Below are 20,177 nucleotides of genomic sequence, written 5' to 3'. Positions count from 1 at the left end.
CGCCTCCAAGGTAGCGAGTGATTGATCGTCACGTTGCCGCTCCTGTTGAGGAAGAGCCGGCGGAGAGGAGGTGATGAATGATGGACTGGGAGGAGCGGGGAGCGGGAGCGGGGAGCGGAAGCGGGACGCGGGGGCGTGATGGCAACGGCACGGTGCGATGCATCCAACGAGCTGGCGAGCACCGGTAGTTGGCATGCTCTTGTGGGACTCACACGGCGATTCATGGCAGAGGGCGTCGAACTCCGCGTTGCCCTGGGCCAGGTGATGAGGGCTGCGCGACTTGATGCGGAGCAGACTCAGGCCCTGTTCGCTGCGGTGAACGCGGCAGATGCGGCCGGCGGACGAACCGAGGTCGAGCGGGACCCGGTCGCAGATCGAGCCCCCGTCGCGAACGAGGCCCGTGGGACCGATGAGCTTCCCGACGACTTCGAACCTCCTGAGGCAGATCCGGAGGAGGTCCCGGATCTCGAGTCGCTGCGCGGCACGGTGCGCGTCGACAACCACGACGAGGCGAGGCGCGCTGCTCGGGCCCTGCTCGCGGCCGACGCCAGGAGGGTGGACCCGGAGCAGCGGCTGCTGAGCGCCGAGGAAGAAGTGGGGCTCTGCCTCCTCTTCCGGGCGGTGAGAATGCCCTCGGAGTCATTACCCTCTGGTTATGCGGCACGACTGCCGAGAGACAGCGAAGCCTACGGCGCCTTCACCGCGATGATCGTCCATAATCAGCGACTCGTTCTGAAGATTCTGAATGCCTTGGGGCACAGGGAGGGAAGCTCCGAGTACGAGGACCTTGCTCAGCATGGCATGATCGGCTTGATACGCGCGGTGGAGAAGTTCGATGTTTCACTGGGCTGTAAGTTCTCGACCTACGCAACCTGGTGGATTCGACAGCACATCAGTCGAGCCGTCATCAATGAAGGCTCGTTCATCCGGCTTCCCGTCCATATGTGGGAGCAGATCGAGAAGGTTCGCAGGAGAGAGCGAATATCACTGAACCAAGGCGTCAGGCCCAATGTGGACGATCTGGCCCTGGCCTGTGGCATCAGTCCGAAGCGGGTCGTGGAGTGCCTGCGACTCAGCCGCCGTTCGGTGATCTCGCTCGAAATCGCTGTCAGCGAGAACACCACTCTCGGAGAACTGGTCGCCGATGAAGGGCAAGCCCCGGCGGGCCCCGAGCAGACACTCCGATCGAGTTTCGAGCGCGAGGAACTCTTCCAGATCATCGAGGCAGCTGAGATTACGCCGCGGATGCGGGAAGTCCTCCTCCTGCGGCACGGGTTCATCGACGACAAGTCCTGGACGCTGGAGGAAATCGGTCGGAGAGTCGGCGTCACGCGGGAGCGCATTCGGCAGATCGAGAAACGCGCCATGAAGGCGATAAGAATCGAAATGGGCCTGGATCCCGACGATCCCGCCGCGGAACGACGCCGTCGGAAAGCCGCTCGACAGGACACGCAGGAGGACTCCGGAAGGGCAGGGCTTCACAAAGGCCAGGGTGGTCAGGGGGAATCGGATACCGGCGAGCCACTCGACGGCGGAGGCGGCACGTCCGAGGCGAAGAGCATTTCCGAGGGGAAAGAAGGAGCGGTGACCTCGAGAGAGACGGAGTTCGGCCGGTGGTTGGCCGAGCGGATGCACAGCAGTGGGATGGACGAGGTCGAGCTGGCGCGCCGGCTGGGAGTGACGCGGGCGCCTGTCTCTGCATGGCTCGAGGCCCGTTCCGTGCCGAGCCCGGACCTTCTTGCCAGGGTGCAGGAGGCGCTCACGACCGAGGACGAGAGCGAGCATGGTCCCCGAGATGCTCCGGACCGACAGGTGGAACTCTCGGTGACGCCGGCTGTGTGGTACCACCGCCCCGGTCATGACGACGGGGGACGGGAGTTCGGCAACGCGGCGGCCTTCGCCTTCGAGGCGGACCTGGGAGTGCTGGCACGTGAGGCGACCCAGAACAGCCTCGACGAGCGCCGCAAGGAGAACGACCGGCCCGTCCGGGTTCGCTACACCCTGCATGAACTGACAGGAGACGCCCTGGCTCGATTCCGGACGGCGATCCGCTGGGACGACCTTGTGCCGCACTACGAGGCTGCCGCCGCACAGGATCAAAAGGTCGGACGCGTCATCAGCGTCGGCCTTCGGGAAATGCAGGAGCGGGACCGGCTGGTGCTCCTTCGCGTCGACGACTACAACGCCAACGGGCTGACCGGGGACGACTATGAGGATGGTCGATTCTCCGCCGTGGTGCGGCGTCAGCTCGACAGCCATAAATCCGATGCGGCGGCCGGAGGTTCGTACGGCCTCGGCAAGGCCACTCTCTGGGCGACCAGCCGCTTGGGGCTGGTTCTCATGAACTCCACGCTCGCCGAGCCCCACGAGGGCCACATGGAGCGACGACTGATCGGACGGCTCGATCTGCCGTGGCGGGAGGTACAGGGCAGGCGGTTCGCCGGCCCCGCCTGGCTCGGCCGCCCCGACACCGAAGCGGACAACGTGGACGTGGTGCGTTCCTGGTGGGCCGACGAGAAAACGGTCGAGAACCTGCATCTCGCCCGCGAGGGCGACGACCCCGGCACATCCTTCCTGATCGTCGGTGCACACGACGTGGCCAGTCTTGCGGAGGTCGGCCAGGACTACGAGGGCGACTCCGGCGACGACGAGGACAGCCTCGAGCGCATGCACCGGCGTCTGGTCGGCGCGCTCGGTAGCAACTTCTGGGCCGCGATGACTGCGGGGGGCGACCGGCAGCCGCTGCTGGAGGCATCGGTGAGGACGCTGCGCAACGGCGTCGAGTACCTCGAGGAGGAGCGTGTCGACCCGCAGGTCCACCAACCCGCGCGCTCACGCGCCCTTCAGGCATTCCTGAGCGGCACCACGGTGGACCGGCTCACCGCGGCCGGCCAAGTTGCCATCACCACGGTCCCGTTGCGGGTGCCCGCGCGCGACGGTTCCTCCGGTGCGGCAGGGGAGCATAGGGCAGTTCTCCTCGTGACCGAGGCTTCGGACGCGGACGGCAAGATCAACCAGGTGAGCGCCATGCGCGGGAATCGCATGACGGTCAAGACGAGCCGGGTACCGGACCTTCCGATCGGAACCAATCCGTTTCAGGCAGTCCTGCTCGCGGGCCGGGCCGCAGGCGAAGGCGCGCCGTTCGCCGAGGAGGCGGAGGAGTTCCTTCGGACCTCCGAACCACCGGAGCACAACAAGTGGGGACAGACCGAGGAGTTGAGGATGCGCTACGCGCCGTCGGCCCATCGCAGGATCGCGGCGTTGACCACGGAGACCAACAGAGCCGTGCGCGAGCTCGTGGCCATCCCTCAGGAGAAGAAGCCCAGCGGCACCAGCAGGATACGCAAACGACTCAAGATCACGGGTAAGCCGTCGGCGAAGGTCAAGGGCTCGCTGGAACCTCCGAAGCTGGACGACCTCGATGCCATGGTCGACACGTCCGGCGCGTGGCTGGTCACGGCCGAGGTCAAGGTGCCGGCGGGTGGTGAGTCCTGGCGCATGAGCCCCATAGCCAAGTTGGAGGTGCGCTCGGGCCCGCGTCCGATGGTCGAGTGGGCCAGGCTCGAAGCCGTGAGCAACTGTGAAGTGGTCGGCGACACACTGCATTTCACGCCGGGTGCACGCCGGGCCGTTTTCCGAGGCGTCACCGACGTGTCCACCCACCCGGTTCGCGCGGCGCTCACCGGACTCGTCGTCGAACTCCGGGCAGGCAAGGGAGACACCGCGTGAGGGCCTACCCGTATCCCCGCCTCGCCGCCGCGGTCACGACCCGGGTCACGGCCGTACGTCTGCGGGGACCCGACGATATACGCGAAGACCTGGACACCAAGGGATTCTCCGTGGTGGAAAGGGTCGTGGCTCTGGGGCGGGCCGAGCGGGACGATTGGCACACGGCTCGACTCTCTGTGTCGGCGACGATCCCCGCGAGGGATATCGAGGCGAAGGGCCACTGGTCCGATGTGGCCGTCGTGGCCGTTCTGACGGAGAAGGCCACCAACGCGCGGTCCGTCACGCGACTCGACCGTGCTGCCGGCGAAGGCACGGAGTGGTCGGGCGAGATAGCGGTCCATCGGACCGGGCACGCGGACCGCGCCTCACTGGCCGTGCACGTGGTGGCGACCGTCGGGGGAGTGGCAGGGCGGATCATTGCCTCCACCGAGCAGGAGTGGTTGATCGACGTGACGGCGGACGTTCCGCTGAGAGACCGTGAGCTCGACGTCACCGACGTCAGTTTCGCGCGCGGCGCCGCGTGGCTGCGTCCCTTCCGGGATGCGCCTTGGATCGTGGACCTCTCGGGGCGGATCCCCACCGTCCGTCTGAACTCGGATTTCGAGGGCCTCATGACGCTCGTGGATGGTCAAGGTTCGAAGGTCGAGAGCATGGTCAGGGAGATGCTGTTGGCCCAGATGTCCACCGACGTATGGACGGCTGTATTCCACTCCGCCATCGGTGATCTGGAGATCGAGGCCGACGGAACCCCTCTCCTGCCGCCGGACTGGCGCGGCGAAGTGCTCCGCGAGATGCTCCCGGACGTCGTGCCCGGGTGTTCGGTGGAGGACGCCCTTCGCGAGGTCCACACACGCCGCTTGGGCGAGGGGAGCTGGGCCGAACTTCAGCCGCGTATCCACTTCGCGGCCACTCGCCGTGCCGAAGTACCCAAAACCCTGACCGACACCGTCCGTAGGATCGAGCGACTCGAGCAGGAGACCAACGTATGACCGCCAGGCCTGAGCATCTGCCGGAGAGGCTTGCTCGGATCTCCGATATGCAGGCTGCCGAGTTCATCTCCTCGGGGCTTCTCGCCGGACGCGAGGACGTCCCGTCGATCGCGTTGAACAAAGTCGCCGAGCCGCTCGAGGGCGACGACGAGCGAGGGCGCCTCCATCCCGTGCGGGAGCTGATCGAGGAGGCCCTCCGAGAGTTCCGGGACACGCGCCCCACTGCGGCCGACGCCTGGCTGGCGCCCCGCCTGCACGCGACGCTTCGCCTGAGCCGCCGTGAAGCGGCCGACACAGGACTTTGGTCCTACCTGGCTCTTGGTGTCGCGCCGGACTATGTCGTCTGGCGTCACCGGCCCGAGCCGAAGGCGGACGAGGCCCCGCGGGGCGTGGCCCGGAAGCGTTTCCTCGGCCCGCACCACACCCAGGCGTTCGCCCGTCTCTGGTGGGCTGCCGAGCTCTTCCGCGACGGGCCCGACTACGGGCCCGCGGTACGGGCCTGCGGCAACCAGGACATGCTGAACACCACGCTCCGCCTCGATGTCATCGACCATCGGCCCACTGCTCAGGCGCTCGTACGGCTCATGGATCGCAAGATCGTGCAGACCGGCCGTGAGGTCAACGCCTTGGTCGCCGCCGTGAACGCGTCGGCCGCCACGCTGATGTACGACGTCATCGCCCCTGACGTGGAATACGACTCGGAGGCTCTGCGCGACTGGATCGCGGCCGCCGAGACCTCTCCCGCGGTCTCCCGGCACGTCCTGCCGGAGGGCCCGGATGAGGAGCCCACGCCGGACGAGGCCGTGGAGAGTCTGGCCGCCCACTTCGAGGGGCTCTTCGCGGATGTATCGGTCAGGGGGCGGGCTTCCGACGAGAGCGGGTGATCCTGTGCGACTTCGGGGGGCATTGGCTCAGGTCGCCGCAGCCAATGTGGCGAAGCTCCTCCGTTGTGGTCCCGGGAACCGTTCGCCACGTGGTCGCGGCCGTCAACTCCTCGTCCGTGGGCGGCCTGCTGTGCAGGGCCATGCTGAGCACATGCATGCCGAGTCTGGGCGGTACGGCGTTGCCCACCTGCTGTGCCTGGTCGTTCCCCGACCAGGGGAAGTTGTGGGGGAAGGTCTGTAGTACTCCGGATTCAGGAATGGTGAAGCGGTCGGGCTTCTCGGCTTCGTACTCCGCCATGCTCTTGTACACCTTGTTTCGGGATATCTTCCCGGTGACCGTGAAAGCGGGCTCGGACCACAGACGCCGACCTCGCTTCTTGGAGTCGCCTCCGGAGCCGTAGTTCGAGACGACGAAGAACTTCATCTCTCCGTCTTTCCGAAGCCGGGACGCCTTCACGCGGGAGTCCTTCTGCCTGCTCGCCTCCTCGAGGGCCTGGGCCATCGATATCCATCGTGATTTCCGCCCGGTCGGAAGAGAGGAGCCCGGGAACATCTCCGCCTGAGAAGCGTTGCGCCTTTCACGTTGCAGTTCGAACGGCAGGTGAGTCGTTTCGAGCGGTTCGACGGCCCCGAGTCCTGGACGGCGGGCGACGAGTACCGCGCGGGTGCGCGTCTGCGGCACGCCGAACCGCTCGGTCTTCAACTCCCAGAAGTCCGCTTCGTACTTGACGCCGTTCAGCCTTCCTTCGCCGCCGCGCAGGAGCTTCGCATAGACCTCCCAGAGCGGCAGCACGGCGGGTACCTGCTCCAGGACGATCACCTTGTACGGGTCGCGCCCCTCCGTTTCTATGGCCTTCAGGAGCCAGCGAAGGGGTTCCAGCACCAAGGCGGTGCGTGGGTCACCGAGGGAGTGCAGGTCCTCGTCGATCCGGGCTTCGTTCTCCCCGCCCACAAGGCGGTGGATGAACTCTTCGACCCTGTCCAGTCTCTTCCGTCCCACTCCCTTGCCCGCGACCGAGAAGGACTGACAGGGCGGCCCTCCGGCGAGCACATCGACGGATTTGGGGATCTCGTCGAAGCGGGTCTCGCGCATGACGCTCACATCGGCGTGGATCGTCGGCAGACCCGCCGCGTAGCGCGTCTCGCACGCGTTCCGGTCCCACTCGATCCCGATGCTCCTGAAGCCCAGGAAGTGCGCGGCCACGTCGAGTCCACCAGGACCCGCGAAGAGGTCCAGGATGCGGACTCCGTCGAGATGGTGAACTTGTGTTCCAGGGCTGTTCATGGAGCTGAAGTGTAGTCAGCAACGGAGGTTGCGGACTCCCCCAATGCGGCCCGGATCGCCAATCCAAGTGCCCTGCCCACAGGCGGTGGTGAGGCATGCCCGATCTGGCGATAGCGGGCCGTCTTGCTGCCGGCGAATGCCCAATCGGATGGAAAACCCTGCAGGAGCGCGGCCTGTTCCGTCGTGATCCTGACCATTCCGTGGCGTCCCGTCTCCGGGGCCCAGACAAAGTCCGGACCGGGAACGTCGTCGGCCACGGTGCCTCCGTCGACTCCCATCCGGGCCCAGGCCCTCTTCGTCCCTGTGGGGCCGAGGTCCGCGCCTCCCCGTCCGTCCGACCCGCCCACCAAGGTCGGGGCCACGGCGAGCGCCTGGGCCGCCCATCGGTCGGCATCCCGCCAACCGCCCAGGGTCATCGATCGACGCAGGGCCCGCCCCACGGACACATGCCGGCGCACCGTCGGCTCCGGTGGGTGGAAGGCGTCGAAGTACCGCTCCCTGAGCGCGACGAGCACTCCTTGTCTCCGATCCTGCGGCACCCCGAAGTCGGCTGCGTTCAGGACGAACCACCGGAACCGGTAACCGAGATGGTCGAGCTCTTTGCGGATGAAGTCGCGTATCGGCTCGAATTCGGGCGCGTTCACCAGACCCGGTACGTTCTCGACGAGCAGGGCTCGGGGCCGGACGGCATGCACCAGATAGACGGTCGCCTCCAGCAGGCGCAGCTCTGCCTCGGTCCCGACCCGGGCGACGGTTGCGCTGGACCTCACACGGGGCAGACCTGCCGACAGCAGATCGACGTCGTAGGTCTCCTGGTAACGGGTCGGGGCGAAGTCCAGGAGGTCCGCTTCCAGAACCTGCCACCCCGGCCTGTTGGTGCGCAGCGTGTCGCACGTCACTGGCTTCCTGTCCAGCAGCAGCACCGGTTCGAAGCCTGCGTGTTCCAACCCCAGAGCCAGTCCACCCGCCCCTGCGCACACGTCGACGAAACGTAATTCGCTCACCTGCCCCCGCCCTTCCGCCGTTTCCGCCTGTCGGCTCTTTCCCGGTCGACCGTCGCAGCCACCTGTCGCATGACGGCGTCCGGTGACTCGTGTTCCCAGAAGCGCAGCACCGTCCAGCCCTCGGAGAGCAGCTGTGCGTTCGTCTCCCGGTCCCGCTCCATGTTGCGATCCAGCTTCTCCCGCCACCATTCCGCGTTCGCCTTGGGACTGGTGGCGTGCTTGGGGCAACCGTGCCAAAAGCAGCCGTCGATGAGAACGGCCAACTTCGCGCGCGGGAACGCGATGTCAATCTTGCGCCTGGGCATGGCAGGCACCGGATAGTGGATCCGATAGCGGTATCCGGCGGCATGGAGGAGCTGTCGCACGGCCCGTTCGGCATTGGTGTCCCGGTTGGTCTGCCGGCTCATCCGGGCCGAGACGTCGGGGCTGGAGGGGAGTGCAGCACGCATGGTCCCAGTGTCCTCCTCCGTCGTTCCGGTCCACGGGCTCGGAGTCACATCGAGTGGAGTCTCCCTGGTACGGAAGCGAGAGCGAATTCGTGTCCCGCCCACTGCGATTGGTGGACGCCACCGGGGCAAACGCCATGACCACATGACACGGTCGGCCACCCTGTCGCCAGGCCGGCGGGGCTCCTCCTCGATCACCGGGTACCGGACGAAAGCCCCCGCAGATCGCGGAGGAGGGACTCAGCGAGCTGATCACCGGGGCGGGGTTGCCGGCCACCCACTTCATGCGACGAACCAGGGTGAGGCCAATCCCGGATTGGTGACCGGACAGTCCCCGGGCGGTGCCGCCCACTCCTGACCCCACCGTCGTCTTGGTTCGCCGCGATGGGGCAAGTCTGGTGGAGCCGCTTTCGGCGCGCAGCGGTGATCCTCGGGTACCTCGCTGCGGCGCAGACCGCAGGTGGCACTGTGGCGGAAGTCGCGCTACCTGGGACAACGCCCTGGAGGGCGGGGCCCCGGCAGCTCCCCGCCGAAGGTCTGCCTCGAAACGCCGAGGAGGCGGCGAACGCCCGGCCGCTCCCGGGACCGCGGCCCGGAGAGGGCCGTCACCGACACCCTCGGCGCCCTGCCGATCGCCGAGCGGGGCGCGCCGCTCTCAAGCCGGGACGACGAGTTCACCGCTGCGGGCTCAAGGGGTGCACCGGTATGCGCTGGGCAAGATCGTCGGCTGGAGACCGAGTTCGTGAGCCCGGGGGGCCGTCCGCGTCGAGTGGCAACTGTCCGTACTCGGCGCGTGGACGAACGAGGGGGTCCCACCATCCCTCTCGGCGCGCCATCCCCCCGGTCACACCGGGCATGCGCAAGCGCCTCATGCCCGGCCTGAGCGCCACGGTGGAAGCGGCAATCGACGTCCGCCTCACGATGTCACCGCCGTCGCCGGTGCGCGTCGCGCACACAAACGGCCCCGGACGAGGAGCCCGAGGCCGAATGGACCGCCTCCCCAGGGAGAAACCCCAGGTCAGCGCGATAGGTAGAGCCCCCTGTCGGATTCGAACCGACGACCTTCGCTTTACAAGAGCGGTGCTCTGGCCAGCTGAGCTAAGGAGGCGTGCGGGAAGAAGTGTACCCAGGCCCGCCGGATGCCGGTCGCATAATTTCGTTACCGCCGGCTACTGACATCCGGCCGTCGGCCGGGTAGCGTCACGCGCAGTGTCCACAGCTTGTGGACTACACCACTCCTTTTACTCGGATCGTCCGGCACGTTCCTGCCGGTGAAGGGACACATCACCATGGCTACGGTCACGTATGACCAGGCATCCCGCATCTACCCGGGTGCCGACAAGCCCGCCGTCGACAAGCTCGACATCGCTATCGAGGACGGCGAATTCCTCGTTCTCGTCGGGCCTTCCGGCTGCGGAAAGTCCACGTCGCTGCGCATGCTCGCGGGGCTGGAGGACGTCGACGGCGGTGCCATCCGCATCGGGGACCGCGACGTCACCCACCTTCCGCCCAAGGACCGGGACATCGCGATGGTGTTCCAGAACTACGCGCTGTACCCGCATATGACGGTCGCCGACAACATGGGCTTCGCGCTCAAGATCGCGGGCGTCAACAAGGCCGAGATCCGGCAGAAGGTCGAGGACGCGGCCAAGATCCTGGACCTCACCGAGTACCTGGGGCGCAAGCCGAAGGCGCTCTCCGGTGGCCAGCGGCAGCGGGTGGCGATGGGCCGGGCGATCGTCCGGGAGCCGCAGGTCTTCCTCATGGACGAGCCGCTGTCGAACCTGGACGCCAAGCTGCGGGTCCAGACCCGTACGCAGATCGCGGGCCTGCAGCGCCGCCTGGGCATCACGACCGTCTACGTCACCCACGACCAGGTCGAGGCCATGACGATGGGCGACCGGGTCGCCGTCCTCAAGGACGGTCTGCTCCAGCAGATCGACTCGCCGCGGAACATGTACGACCGTCCGGCGAACCTCTTCGTCGCGGGCTTCATCGGTTCGCCGGCCATGAACCTGGTCGAGGTGCCGATCACCGACGGCGGTGTGCGGTTCGGCAACAGCGTCGTCCCGGTGAACCGCGAGGCGCTGTCCTCGGCGGCCGACAAGGGCGACACCACGGTGACCGTCGGTGTGCGCCCGGAGCACTTCGAGATCGTCGAGCAGAACGGCGCGGCCGTGAACACGCTGTCCAAGGCGTCGGCGGATGCCCCGGCGGGTCTGGCCGTGACGGTCAACGTCGTCGAGGAGCTCGGCGCCGACGGCTACGTCTACGGCACCGCCGAGGTCGGTGGCGAGATCAAGGACCTCGTCGTCCGGGTCAACGGCCGCCAGGTCCCGGAGAAGGGCACCCAGCTGCACGTCGTGCCGCGGCCGGGCGAGACCCATGTGTTCGCGACGTCTACGGGCGAGCGGCTGTCGGACTGACCGGACTGACGGGGCTGAGGGCCTACGGGCCGATGACTGTCGGGTGATTGTCGGGCCGACGGCTTGACGGCCTGAACGATCGGCAGGGCGCGGGGCGGTGCTGTATGACGCCCCGCGCCCTGCCGTATCCGGCCGGCCTCGACCGGTGGCGACAAAACCGGCTTTTCCGGCTTTTCACACCAGTGCGTCAACATCACAACCGCACCGACGAGCCATTCCATCCCCCGATGAGGTGACCAAATGTCGCCAAATCATCACCCCTCGCTACCATCGCGACCGTGAACTCCGCAGCCCGCCGCATCGGCCGAACTCTTGCCCTCGTACTCCCCGTCGTCCTCGTGCTCTCCGGGACTCTCGCGGTCACCCGCGTCCCCTGGGCATCGCGGGCCACCGAGTCCCAGGCGCTGACCGCATCCTCGACCTCGACCTCGGGGAAGGCTTCCACCAAAGCCGACCCCCGAACCCCCCAGGACGTTCTCCACGACCGCCTCCTGGTCGAACTCCAGGAGAAGAACCCCGGCGTCGCCCTGACCGAGCTCCAGGCGGCGGTCGCCAAGAACCCCCGCCTGGCCAGGTTCTGCCCCTCCATCGCCCGTGCCCTCGGCCGCGCCGCGGTCGCCAAGTACGCCGGCGCCCAGCACCGTGCCCAGGAGTGGTCCCGTCCTGTATGCGACAACTCCTTCGCCAGCGGCGTCGCCAACGCCACACAGTGACCCCGGCGCGCACCGCATAAGGTGCGAAACATGACAGGCGCCCCGCACCCGCACCCCACGCAGGCCGTGATCCTGGCCGGCGGCCAGGGCTCGCGTCTCCGCCCCTACACCGATGACCGACCCAAGCCGATGGTCGAGATTCCCGGCACCGGGACCCCGATCATCGGCCATCAGCTGAACTGGCTGGCCCAGGAAGGCGTCACCGACGCCGTCGTCTCCTGCGGCCACCTCGCCGCCGTCCTCCAGGAATGGCTGGACCGGGCCCGACTGCCCTTGCGCGTCACGACCGTTGTCGAGACGGAGCCGCTGGGCCGCGGCGGCGGCCTCAAGCACGCCGCCGCCTCCCTCCCCCGCCCGGACGAGCCCTGGTACGCCACCAACGGCGACATCTGGACGCGCTTTCCGCTCCGCGAGATGGCCGATTTCCACCACGAGCGCGATGCCGAGGCCACCTTGGCGCTGGCCCGTCCGCGCATCCCCTGGGGCGCCGTCGAGACCGACGCGTTCGGCCATGTGCTGGACTTCATCGAGTCGCCGCCCTCGCCGTATCTCATCAACGCGGGCGTCTACGTCTTCGCCGCGACGTTCACCGATCTGCTGCCGGCCCGCGGCGACCATGAGCGCACCACGTTCCCGCGCCTGGCCCGTGAGCGCCGGCTGGCCGGCTACCCGCTGCCGCACGGGGCCTACTGGCGTGCCATCGACACCGCCAAGGACCTCACCGAAGCGGCCAAGGAACTGGGCTCGGAAGGGCGTTGAACCGCCCTCAGGGGGCCGGGGCGACGTCGTAGGCCCCAGGGGGCGGCGCCACCCGGCCCGGCCCCGTACGCCTCCCCTGAACGCCCCGCACCGCACACACGACTGTCCCCGACCACCAGAGGCGATCGGGGACAGTGGTGCGGCCGGTGGGCGTCAGCCGAGCAGCCCGCCCAGGGTGCTCCCGCCACCGGAGTCGTCTCCGGAGCCGGTGCTCTCGCTGGTGCCGCCGCTGGTGCCACCGCCGCCGCCTCCCAGCGAGGGCTTCGCCCGGGTCGGCACACCGGCCCGGGTCGGCGCCATCTGCGGCGCGCTGGTGGTCGCACCGGGCTGCTGGGTGACACCGCTGGGGCTGCCGGGCCGGGTGCCGGGCGCCGAAGCGGACGGCCTGCCCGCCATGCGCTTCTTCTGCGACGCGCTCGCCGACGGCGTCCCCGGACGGTGCGAGGCGCTGCCGGTGTGGGCGCGGCCGGGGCGGGCGCCGCTCTTGCCGGGGCGGGGCAGCGGCGAGCCGGGCAGGTTGTTGATCGCGGGCTCGCCGGGACGCGGTACCGGCGTGACCGTCGCGGACCGTACGGCGCCGCCCAGCAGCGAGCCGATCAGCAGGGTCAGACCGGCCACCACCGCGGTCATCACGGCGCCGCGGCGCAGCACCCGGCGCCGCAGGTCGGCGACCTCGACACGCGGGCCGAGCCGCCGCCACGCCTCGCCGGCCAGCCGGCCGTCCATGGAGTAGACCGGGGCGCCCGCGATGATCAGCGGGCTCCAGGCGGCGAGGTAGATGATGTCGGGGGCGTCGTAGGCGGGGACCGTGCGCCAGCTGACGGTCAGCAGCAGGGCCGCGGAAAGCAGCGCGCCGATGGAGGCGGCGAGGCGCTGCCACAGTCCGCACATGGTCAGGACGCCGACGACGACCTGGAGGAAGGCGACGGTCAGGCCGGCGCCCACGGGGTGCGAGACGGCGAAGTCGCGCAGCGGCAGGGCCAGCGCCCACGGGTCGAGCGACTGCAGCCAGGTGACCATCGAGCCGCGCTCGCCGCCGTCGAAGTAGACGGGGTCGCAGAGTTTGCCCATGCCGGCGTAGACGGAGATCAGCCCGAGGAAGATCCGCAGGGGCAGCAGCACGACGCCGAGGTTCATCCGGCGGCCCGGGTAGTACGCGTGCCGGACGCTGTCGCCGCCGCGCCGCTTGGTTCCGGGCTCGCCGCTCTCCGGCGCCTCGAACCTGTCGTCGTCCCCGTCGTCGCCGTGACCGCCGTCGCGGTACTCGGTGTCGCGGTAGTCGTCGCCGTGGTGGTTGTCTCCGTGACGGTTGTCGCCGTGACGGTTGTCGCCGTAGGCGCTGCCCACGGGGCGTACGCCGCGCAGCAGGGGGGCTTCGGAATCGGAGGGGCCGCGCTGACCGATCACGGTCGATGCGGGGGCGGGGGGTTCGTCGAGGCGGACCCGTGGCAGGACCTGGGTCGTGCCGACGTCGCCGTCCTCGGAGCGGCCGCTGTCCAGGCTGTCCAGGCCGATGCCCGAGTTGCGTACCGCGAAGAGGAGTTCGGTGGTGGCGCCCGCCGACCGGCCCGGTTCCGTGCGGCCGCTCCACACCACGGGCGCCCGGCGTCTGACACCGGCGGAGCTCCGGATGACGGGGATGTGCGCGGTGTTCGCCATGGTGTGGCTCACGACGGGCGCGGCGAGCTCCACTCGGAAGCTGGCGTGGTTGACGATGACCTGAGCGGGATCGCACGGCACCTTGACCGAGCTCAAGACCGACTCGTCATCGAAGCCCGGCGAGCGTCCCCCCGGCGGTGTGCGGGGTGTTCTGGTGTCCACGCTCATCTAACCGAGTGACCCCCGGTTAAGACACTGTCTTGACCGGCTCGATCTGTCCGAGACCCGTCAAAAGATCACGGGATACGCGGATGACATACGGAACGTCAGGCTTTGCCCCGGGCTGTGGCCTGCGCCCGCCCGCCCGGGGCCACCTCGCTCTCAGGAGCGGCGGCGCGCCGCCTCCCACAGGACGACACCGGCCGCGACACCGGCGTTCAGCGACTCCGCGCCGCCGGGCATCGGGATCCGCACCCGTACGTCGCAGGTCTCGCCGACCAGCCGCGACAGGCCCTTGCCCTCGCTGCCGACCACGATGACGACCGGGCCGTCCAGCGCCTCGACGTCCTGCAGCTCCATCTCGCCGTCCGCGGCCAGACCGACGACCATCAGACCGGCCTTCTGGTACGACTCCAGCGTCCGGGTCAGGTTGGTGGCGCGCGCGACCGGCGTACGGGCCGCGGTGCCCGCCGAGGTCTTCCACGCACCGGCCGTCATCCCGGCCGCCCGGCGCTCCGGCACGACCACGCCGTGGCCGCCGAAGGCGCACACGGAGCGGACCACGGCGCCGAGGTTGCGCGGGTCGGTGACCCCGTCGAGCGCCACGATCAGCGGGTCGTCGCCGTCGTCGAAGGCGGCCGCGGCCAGGTCCTCGGGGTGCGCGTACTCGTACGGCGGCACCTGGAGGACCAGGCCCTGGTGGTTGAGCCCGTTGGTCATCCGGTCCAGCTCGGGGCGCGGCGCCTCCATCAGGTTGATGTCGCCGCGCTCGGTCGCGAGCTGGAGCGCGGCGCGCACCCGCTCGTCGCTGTCGATGAACTGCTGGACGTAGAGATTGGTCGCGGGCACGCCGTCGCGCAGCGCCTCGAAGACCGGGTTGCGGCCGACGACGAGCTCCGCCGTGCCCTTCGCGCCGCCGCGCCGCGGGGCGGGCCGGCGGGCTGCCGCCTGCTTCGCCTTGGCGTTGGCGAGGCGGTTCTTGACATGCCCCTTGCGTGCGGAGGCGGGCGGGGTCGGACCCTTGCCCTCCAGGCCCCGGCGCCGCTTACCGCCACTGCCGATCTGCGCGCCCTTCTTGCCGGACACGCGGCGGTTCCTGCCTTGGCTGTTGCCGGCCATGGGTCACCTGTTCCTCACTGCTCTCGACGTCTCGCGACGTGGAGTGGATACGTACGTATGGACTGAGTGTCGCCCGCGGCCACCGGGAAGGGCGAATCCGGGCGGTCGCCGCCGCTCACGACGGGGCCCGGGCGGTGGTCACGCCGAGGTCATGACAGCGTCCAGCGCGGGCCGGACGGGGTGTCCTCGATGGCGAGACCGGACTGCTGGAGCTGGTCGCGGATGGCGTCGGCGGTCGCGTAGTCCTTGCGCGCACGGGCCGCCTGCCGCTGCTCCAGCACCAGCCGCACCAGGGAGTCCACCACGCCGTGCAGGTCGGCGCCGCCCTCGGCGTCGCCGACCGCCCAGCGCTCGTCGAGCGGGTCGAGACCGAGCACCCCGAGCATCGCCCGCAGTTCCGCGAGGCGGGCCACCGCGGACTCCTTGTCGTCGGCGGTCAGCGCGGAATTGCCCTGCCGGACGGTGGTGTGCACGATCGCCAGCGCCTGCGGGACACCCAGGTCGTCGTCCATCGCCTCGGCGAAGGCCGGCGGCACCTCGGGCGCGGGCTCGACGACCCCGACCTTCTCGACGGCGCGCTGGACGAAGCCCTCGATCCGCGCGAACGCCGCCTCGGCCTCCTGAAGCGCTTCCTCGCTGTACTCGATCATGGAGCGGTAGTGCGGGGTGCCCAGGTAGTAGCGCAGCACGATCGGGCGCCAGCGCTTGACCATCTCGGAGACCAGCACCGAATTGCCCAGCGACTTCGACATCTTCTCGCCGCTCATGGTCACCCAGGCGTTGTGTGACCAGTAGGCGGCGAAGTCGTCGCCGAAGGCCTTGGCCTGCGCGATCTCGTTCTCGTGGTGCGGGAAGACGAGGTCGACGCCGCCGCCGTGGATGTCGAAGGCGGAGCCCAGGTACTTGTGGGCCATCGCCGAGCACTCCAGGTGCCAGCCCGGCCGGCCGCGGCCCCACGGGGTCTCCCAGCTGGGCTCGCCGTCCCGCGCCGCCTTCCACATGGCGAAGTCGCGCGGGTCCCGCTTGCCGGTCTCGCCCTCGCCGGACGGCTGCAGCAGGTTGTCCAACTCCTGGTTGGACAGCTGCAGATAGCCGGGGAAGGACTTCACGTCGAAGTAGACGTTGCCGTCGGCGGCGTAGGCGTGGCCGCGCTCGATCAGGCCGCGCATCATCTCGACCATCTCGGGGACGTGTCCGGTGGCGCGCGGTTCGTAGGTCGGGCGCAGGCAGCCGAGAGTGTCGTACGCCGTGTTGAAGGCGACCTCGTTCTCGTAGCCGATCGACCACCACGGGCGGCCCTGCTCGGCCGACTTCGTGATGATCTTGTCGTCGATGTCCGTCACGTTGCGCACGAACGTGACGTCATAGCCGCGGTAGGTGAACCAGCGGCGCATGATGTCGAAGTTCAGTCCCGACCTGATATGCCCGATGTGCGGGGCGGCCTGCACGGTCGCGCCACACAGGTAGATCGAGACACAGCCCGGCGTGAGCGGGGTGAAATCGCGAATCTGCCGGGCGCTGGTGTCGTACAGGCGAATCGTCACGGAACCAGGGTAGTCGGAACGAGGCAGTGCCCTGCGCCCCCTGGGCCGCGGGGACACAGAAGCGTGACACTCGACCGCCGAGCCGGGGATATCCGCCGAAACGCGCAGTGGCCCGGGTCACGCGGAGACCGCCGGGCGTCCCGCCCTCAGAGGGTGCCGACCACCTTTCGCGGGGTGACCCGTACGACCAGCCGCTCGGCGTCGTTCTTGGCCGCGGGGTTGAACTCCGCGTACGGCTTGCCCGTGTACTTCAGGGACAGCTCATCGATCAGCTCTGGGCCGCCCTCGGTGGTGAGCGAGGCGGAACCGCGGATCTCGGCGTAGTGATACGGGTCGTCGAAGGGCTGGACGACGATGCTCACACGGGGGTCGCGGCGCAGATTGGCGGCCTTGCGGCGGTCGACCGTCGTCGAGATCAGCACGTCGTCGCCGTCCCGCCGGGTCCAGACCGGGGACACCTGGGGGCTGCCGTCGGGCTGGATGGTCGCCACCGTCACGAAGACGGGGGTGTCGAGGAGTTCCTTGAGGGCATCGGACAGTGTGGCACTCACGAGGGGTCCTTCCTGCGAGCCGTACCGGTGGACACGAGTACTCCGATGCTCCCCCAACACCCGTGCGGCGTCCGGCATTCCCGGCCGTACGGGGGAACGCCGGGCGCCGCCGCGCCCCACCTCGGCCCTCTCAGGCCGTACGGAAGACGATCGCCGTGGCGACCGCGGCCAGCCCCTCGGCGCGGCCGGTGAGCCCCAGCCCGTCCGACGTCGTCCCGGACACCGAGACCGGCGCGCCGACCGCCGCCGACAGCGCCTTCTGCGCCTCGTCCCGCCGCTTGCCGACCTTCGGCCGTACGCCGATGACCTGCACCGCGACATTGCCGATCGTGAAGCCCTCGGCCCGCACGATGCGCGCGGCCTCGGCCAGCAGCGTCACACCGGAGGCGCCGGACCACTCCGGGCGGTCGGTGCCGAAATGCGCGCCGAGGTCGCCGATGCCGGCCGCCGAGAACAGCGCGTCGCAGGCGGCGTGCGCGGCCACATCGCCGTCGCTGTGCCCGGCAAGGCCGTAGCCGCCGCTGTGGGACTCGTCCCACAGAAGCCCGGCGCACCACAGCTCGCGGCCGCGCTCGAAGGCGTGCACGTCCGTGCCGATGCCGACGAGCGGGACGAGGGGGGCGCCGGGGAGCCCGGCCGCGGCGGCCTCAGACATAGCCATCGGTGGCCCTCCTACGGGCGAGTACGGCCTCGGCCAGCACCAGGTCCAGCGGGCGGGTCACCTTGAACGCCTCCTCATGCCCCGGGACGACGACGACCGGCGTCCCGAGCCGTTCGACCAGCCCGGCGTCGTCCGTGGCGCCCTCGCCCTCGACGACCGTGTCATGCGCCTTGAGCAGGGTCTCCCGGTCGAAGCCCTGCGGGGTCTGCACGGCACGCAGCAGGGCGCGCTCCGGGGTGCCGACGACCGGCTCCGGGGTGCCCTGCGGCTGCGGCTCGACCTGCTTGACGGTGTCGGCGAGCGGCAGCGCGGGCACGACGGCCGGCGCGCCGCCGCGCACCGCCGCGATCACCGAGTCGACGGTGTCGACGGGCACCAGCGGACGCGCCGCGTCATGCACCAGCACCACGTCGACGGCGTCCGGCAGCGCCGCCAGACCGAGCCGTACGGATTCCTGGCGGGTCTCGCCGCCGGGCACCACCACGAGGTCGGTCCGGTCGGTGAGCGGATGCTCGTTGAGGAGGTGGCGGACCTCGGCGGCGCCGTCGGGCGGGGCGACCACGACGACGACGGAGACGGCGCGCGAGGCGGCCATCGCACGGACGGCGTGCACCAGCATGGGGGTGCCGCCCAGCGCGCGCAGCGCCTTGGGGGCGCCGGGGCCGAGCCGGACACCGCGGCCGGCGGCGGGGATCACCGCGGCGGTGCGGATCGGGCGGGAGGGATCTGACATCGAGGGCTCCGGAGTCCGGGGCGAGCCCGGAATTGGCGCAGACAGGTTTGTTTCCTCGGCCGAGGTGGGTATGGCCTGAGCGTGCCGGGCGCGATGCCTTGACCGGACCCTTCCGTGACATCGGTCGAGGAAGCTGCCCGAGCCCGGCACACCACGGGGCGACCGGCCGCAGATATGCCGCAGCGCCCGGCAACAGACCGCTCCGCTAGGCGGACGGTCGTCACTCGGGCACCGCGGCAGTACTGCGTTGCCTCACACGTCACCGTGAATCACATGCCACAGGACTTGTCACATGACAGGGCTTGTCTCACGACAGGGCTTGTCACATGCACCCGCTCGCCACATGTACCCGGTGCCAGATAAACGCAGTGCCGATTCACGTCGCAGATTTCTCGCCGCTTCGTCGAATCAACATCGTCGAATCACATGGTTACGTGGATTCACACAGCATTCGCACACTGCGTCGTCAGGACGCGAGGACCTCGTCGAGCAGAGCCTCGGCCTTGTCTTCGTTGGTGTTCTCCGCGAGGGCAAGCTCGCTCACCAGAATCTGGCGCGCCTTGGCAAGCATCCTCTTCTCACCGGCGGAGAGCCCGCGCTCGCGCTCACGACGCCAGAGATCGCGCACGACCTCGGCAACCTTGATCACGTCGCCGGAAGCGAGCTTCTCAAGATTTGCCTTGTAGCGACGGGACCAGTTCGTAGGCTCTTCGGCATATGGTGCGCGGAGCACCTCGAAGACCCGGTCCAGCCCGTCCTGGCCAACCACGTCGCGTACGCCGACGAACTCCGCATTGTCCGCTGGAACACGAACAGTCAGGTCGCCCTGGGCGACCTTCAGCACCAAGTAGGTCTTGTCCACGCCTTTGATCTGGCGAGTTTCGATGGCCTCGATCAGCGCGGCCCCGTGATGGGGATAGACCACGGTGTCGCCAACCTTGAACGTCATGTGACAGGTACCCCTTCCGTGGCTATCCATGCTAACACGGGAACGGGCCGTTCTGAATGGCGTTTTCGCAGGTCAGGGCATATCTCGGGGCTTGACAACAGCGCCCGGAACGTGCTGCGAGGGGTCGCCGTACGCGGGTATTCGCAGGTCGGAGGGGCTCCACGGGGGAGGTGAAACGTGCCTGTCACACACCGGGAACGGGATGATCGACGTGATGTACGTCCCGTTTTGCACGGATCCGTATGAGCGACTTCCGCTACTCCGTTCGGTTGGTCGCGGGCGGCTCCGGCTCGATTCTCGAATTGATCAACTTCGGCCGACGGAGGGGCGTGATCAATTCCGCGGGGCGCACACATTCCCTGCGAATACTGCTTTTCACCTCGGGAAACCGGCAGGACACCACCCGAACGGCCGTGCCGAATATTCATCCGCGTTCTCCGAGTACATCGAGGAAGTGGAGAGCCGGTGGAGAGGAACGGGAACGGGATCCTCAAATCGGCGGCGAAGAGATGCGTACGAGATCTCGAAGGGGGATGCCGAAGGGCGACCCCGAGGCGCGATGCCGAG

Annotated in this window: 16 protein-coding genes, 1 tRNA gene and 1 pseudogene; 7 read left to right on the top strand and 11 right to left on the bottom strand. The window is 68.9% G+C overall.

Features of this window, described 5'->3' with window-relative positions:
- The first annotated feature begins 222 nt into the window (after positions 1-222).
- The 3 genes from FCH28_RS39895 to FCH28_RS16820 are packed head-to-tail and all read left to right on the top strand — an operon-like array spanning position 223 to position 5,602.
- On the top strand, positions 223-3,729 hold the full coding sequence (locus FCH28_RS39895) for a sigma-70 family RNA polymerase sigma factor (protein WP_169314183.1): 3,507 nt from the start codon (positions 223-225) through the stop codon (positions 3,727-3,729).
- Complete coding sequence (locus FCH28_RS16825; RefSeq protein WP_136740859.1) at positions 3,726-4,718, top strand: hypothetical protein; 993 nt, start codon at positions 3,726-3,728, stop codon at positions 4,716-4,718. Before FCH28_RS39895 ends, FCH28_RS16825 begins: the two co-directional genes overlap by 4 nt.
- Entirely contained in the window at positions 4,715-5,602 is an 888-nt protein-coding gene (locus FCH28_RS16820; RefSeq protein ID WP_136740858.1) for a DUF6339 family protein, read from the top strand. Before FCH28_RS16825 ends, FCH28_RS16820 begins: the two co-directional genes overlap by 4 nt.
- Here the strand turns inward: FCH28_RS16820 and FCH28_RS16815 are convergent.
- The 3 genes from FCH28_RS16815 to FCH28_RS16805 form a co-directional block, all read right to left on the bottom strand.
- Entirely contained in the window at positions 5,571-6,806 is a 1,236-nt protein-coding gene (locus FCH28_RS16815) for a DNA cytosine methyltransferase (protein ID WP_246102928.1), read from the bottom strand. The two genes, FCH28_RS16820 and FCH28_RS16815, sit on opposite strands and share 32 nt — an antisense overlap.
- A 77-nt stretch (positions 6,807-6,883) precedes the next feature.
- A complete protein-coding gene (locus FCH28_RS16810) occupies positions 6,884-7,891 on the bottom strand; it encodes a DNA cytosine methyltransferase (RefSeq protein ID WP_136740856.1) in 1,008 nt (335 codons plus the stop codon).
- Positions 7,888-8,340, bottom strand: a complete 453-nt coding sequence (locus FCH28_RS16805; RefSeq protein WP_136740855.1) for a very short patch repair endonuclease — start codon at positions 8,338-8,340, stop codon at positions 7,888-7,890. The genes FCH28_RS16810 and FCH28_RS16805 overlap by 4 nt, the downstream gene beginning before the upstream one ends.
- 536 nt (positions 8,341-8,876) lie before the next feature.
- On the opposite strand from FCH28_RS16805, the pseudogene FCH28_RS39240 reads away from it, so the two are divergent.
- Positions 8,877-9,155: pseudogene (locus tag FCH28_RS39240) on the top strand (LacI family transcriptional regulator); the annotation flags it as partial.
- 216 nt (positions 9,156-9,371) lie between these two features.
- On the opposite strand, the gene FCH28_RS16795 reads toward FCH28_RS39240, so the two are convergent.
- Positions 9,372-9,445, bottom strand: a tRNA-Thr gene (locus FCH28_RS16795).
- A 181-nt stretch (positions 9,446-9,626) separates the two neighbouring features.
- Here FCH28_RS16795 and FCH28_RS16790 point away from each other — a divergent pair.
- From FCH28_RS16790 to FCH28_RS16780, 3 genes are all read left to right on the top strand, one after another.
- The gene (locus FCH28_RS16790) at positions 9,627-10,763 is read left to right on the top strand and encodes an ABC transporter ATP-binding protein (RefSeq protein WP_136740854.1); all 1,137 of its coding nucleotides are present in this window, start codon (positions 9,627-9,629) and stop codon (positions 10,761-10,763) included.
- Positions 10,764-11,041: 278 nt separating this feature from the next.
- The gene (locus FCH28_RS16785; RefSeq protein ID WP_136740853.1) at positions 11,042-11,476 is read left to right on the top strand and encodes a hypothetical protein; all 435 of its coding nucleotides are present in this window, start codon (positions 11,042-11,044) and stop codon (positions 11,474-11,476) included.
- Positions 11,477-11,506: 30 nt separating this feature from the next.
- Entirely contained in the window at positions 11,507-12,235 is a 729-nt protein-coding gene (locus FCH28_RS16780) for a nucleotidyltransferase family protein (RefSeq protein ID WP_136740852.1), read from the top strand.
- Between the two features lie 153 nt (positions 12,236-12,388).
- Here the strand turns inward: FCH28_RS16780 and FCH28_RS16775 are convergent, their stop codons facing one another.
- From FCH28_RS16775 to FCH28_RS16745, 7 genes are all read right to left on the bottom strand, one after another.
- The gene (locus FCH28_RS16775) at positions 12,389-14,062 is read right to left on the bottom strand and encodes a DoxX family protein (protein WP_136740851.1); all 1,674 of its coding nucleotides are present in this window, start codon (positions 14,060-14,062) and stop codon (positions 12,389-12,391) included.
- A gap of 153 nt (positions 14,063-14,215) precedes the next feature.
- Positions 14,216-15,172 (bottom strand): 23S rRNA (guanosine(2251)-2'-O)-methyltransferase RlmB, encoded by a 957-nt coding sequence (gene rlmB, locus FCH28_RS16770; RefSeq protein ID WP_136740850.1) that lies wholly within the window; start codon positions 15,170-15,172, stop codon positions 14,216-14,218.
- A gap of 149 nt (positions 15,173-15,321) precedes the next feature.
- Positions 15,322-16,716, bottom strand: a complete 1,395-nt coding sequence (gene cysS, locus FCH28_RS16765; RefSeq protein WP_136740849.1) for a cysteine--tRNA ligase — start codon at positions 16,714-16,716, stop codon at positions 15,322-15,324.
- Positions 16,717-16,862: 146 nt separating this feature from the next.
- Entirely contained in the window at positions 16,863-17,267 is a 405-nt protein-coding gene (locus FCH28_RS16760; RefSeq protein ID WP_136740848.1) for a PPOX class F420-dependent oxidoreductase, read from the bottom strand.
- Between the two features lie 130 nt (positions 17,268-17,397).
- Complete coding sequence (gene ispF, locus FCH28_RS16755) at positions 17,398-17,928, bottom strand: 2-C-methyl-D-erythritol 2,4-cyclodiphosphate synthase (RefSeq protein WP_425471943.1); 531 nt, start codon at positions 17,926-17,928, stop codon at positions 17,398-17,400.
- Complete coding sequence (ispD, locus tag FCH28_RS16750; protein WP_136740847.1) at positions 17,915-18,661, bottom strand: 2-C-methyl-D-erythritol 4-phosphate cytidylyltransferase; 747 nt, start codon at positions 18,659-18,661, stop codon at positions 17,915-17,917. Before ispD ends, ispF begins: the two co-directional genes overlap by 14 nt.
- Before the next feature lie 466 nt (positions 18,662-19,127).
- Complete coding sequence (locus FCH28_RS16745) at positions 19,128-19,610, bottom strand: CarD family transcriptional regulator (protein WP_003953493.1); 483 nt, start codon at positions 19,608-19,610, stop codon at positions 19,128-19,130.
- Between the last annotated feature and the right edge of the window lie 567 nt (positions 19,611-20,177).

It is taken from the genome of Streptomyces piniterrae (assembly GCF_005048155.1).
Taxonomy (GTDB): Bacteria; Actinomycetota; Actinomycetes; order Streptomycetales; family Streptomycetaceae; genus Streptomyces; species Streptomyces piniterrae.
The sequence above is the reverse complement of the archived record's forward strand: the minus strand, read 5'-3'. Positions and strand labels throughout refer to the sequence as shown.

What these genes read in the sequence shown, in the direction of transcription:
- FCH28_RS39895 (WP_169314183.1), top strand. Translation starts at nt 223, where the DNA reads ATGGCAGAGGGCGTCGAACTCCGCGTTGCCCTGGGCCAGGTGATGAGG.
- FCH28_RS16820 (WP_136740858.1), top strand. Translation starts at nt 4,715, where the DNA reads ATGACCGCCAGGCCTGAGCATCTGCCGGAGAGGCTTGCTCGGATCTCC.
- FCH28_RS16805 (WP_136740855.1), bottom strand. Translation starts at nt 8,340, where the DNA reads ATGCGTGCTGCACTCCCCTCCAGCCCCGACGTCTCGGCCCGGATGAGC.
- FCH28_RS16790 (WP_136740854.1), top strand. Translation starts at nt 9,627, where the DNA reads ATGGCTACGGTCACGTATGACCAGGCATCCCGCATCTACCCGGGTGCC.
- FCH28_RS16780 (WP_136740852.1), top strand. Translation starts at nt 11,507, where the DNA reads ATGACAGGCGCCCCGCACCCGCACCCCACGCAGGCCGTGATCCTGGCC.
- FCH28_RS16775 (WP_136740851.1), bottom strand. Translation starts at nt 14,062, where the DNA reads ATGAGCGTGGACACCAGAACACCCCGCACACCGCCGGGGGGACGCTCG.
- rlmB (WP_136740850.1), bottom strand. Translation starts at nt 15,172, where the DNA reads ATGGCCGGCAACAGCCAAGGCAGGAACCGCCGCGTGTCCGGCAAGAAG.
- ispF (WP_425471943.1), bottom strand. Translation starts at nt 17,928, where the DNA reads ATGGCTATGTCTGAGGCCGCCGCGGCCGGGCTCCCCGGCGCCCCCCTC.
- ispD (WP_136740847.1), bottom strand. Translation starts at nt 18,661, where the DNA reads ATGTCAGATCCCTCCCGCCCGATCCGCACCGCCGCGGTGATCCCCGCC.
- FCH28_RS16745 (WP_003953493.1), bottom strand. Translation starts at nt 19,610, where the DNA reads ATGACGTTCAAGGTTGGCGACACCGTGGTCTATCCCCATCACGGGGCC.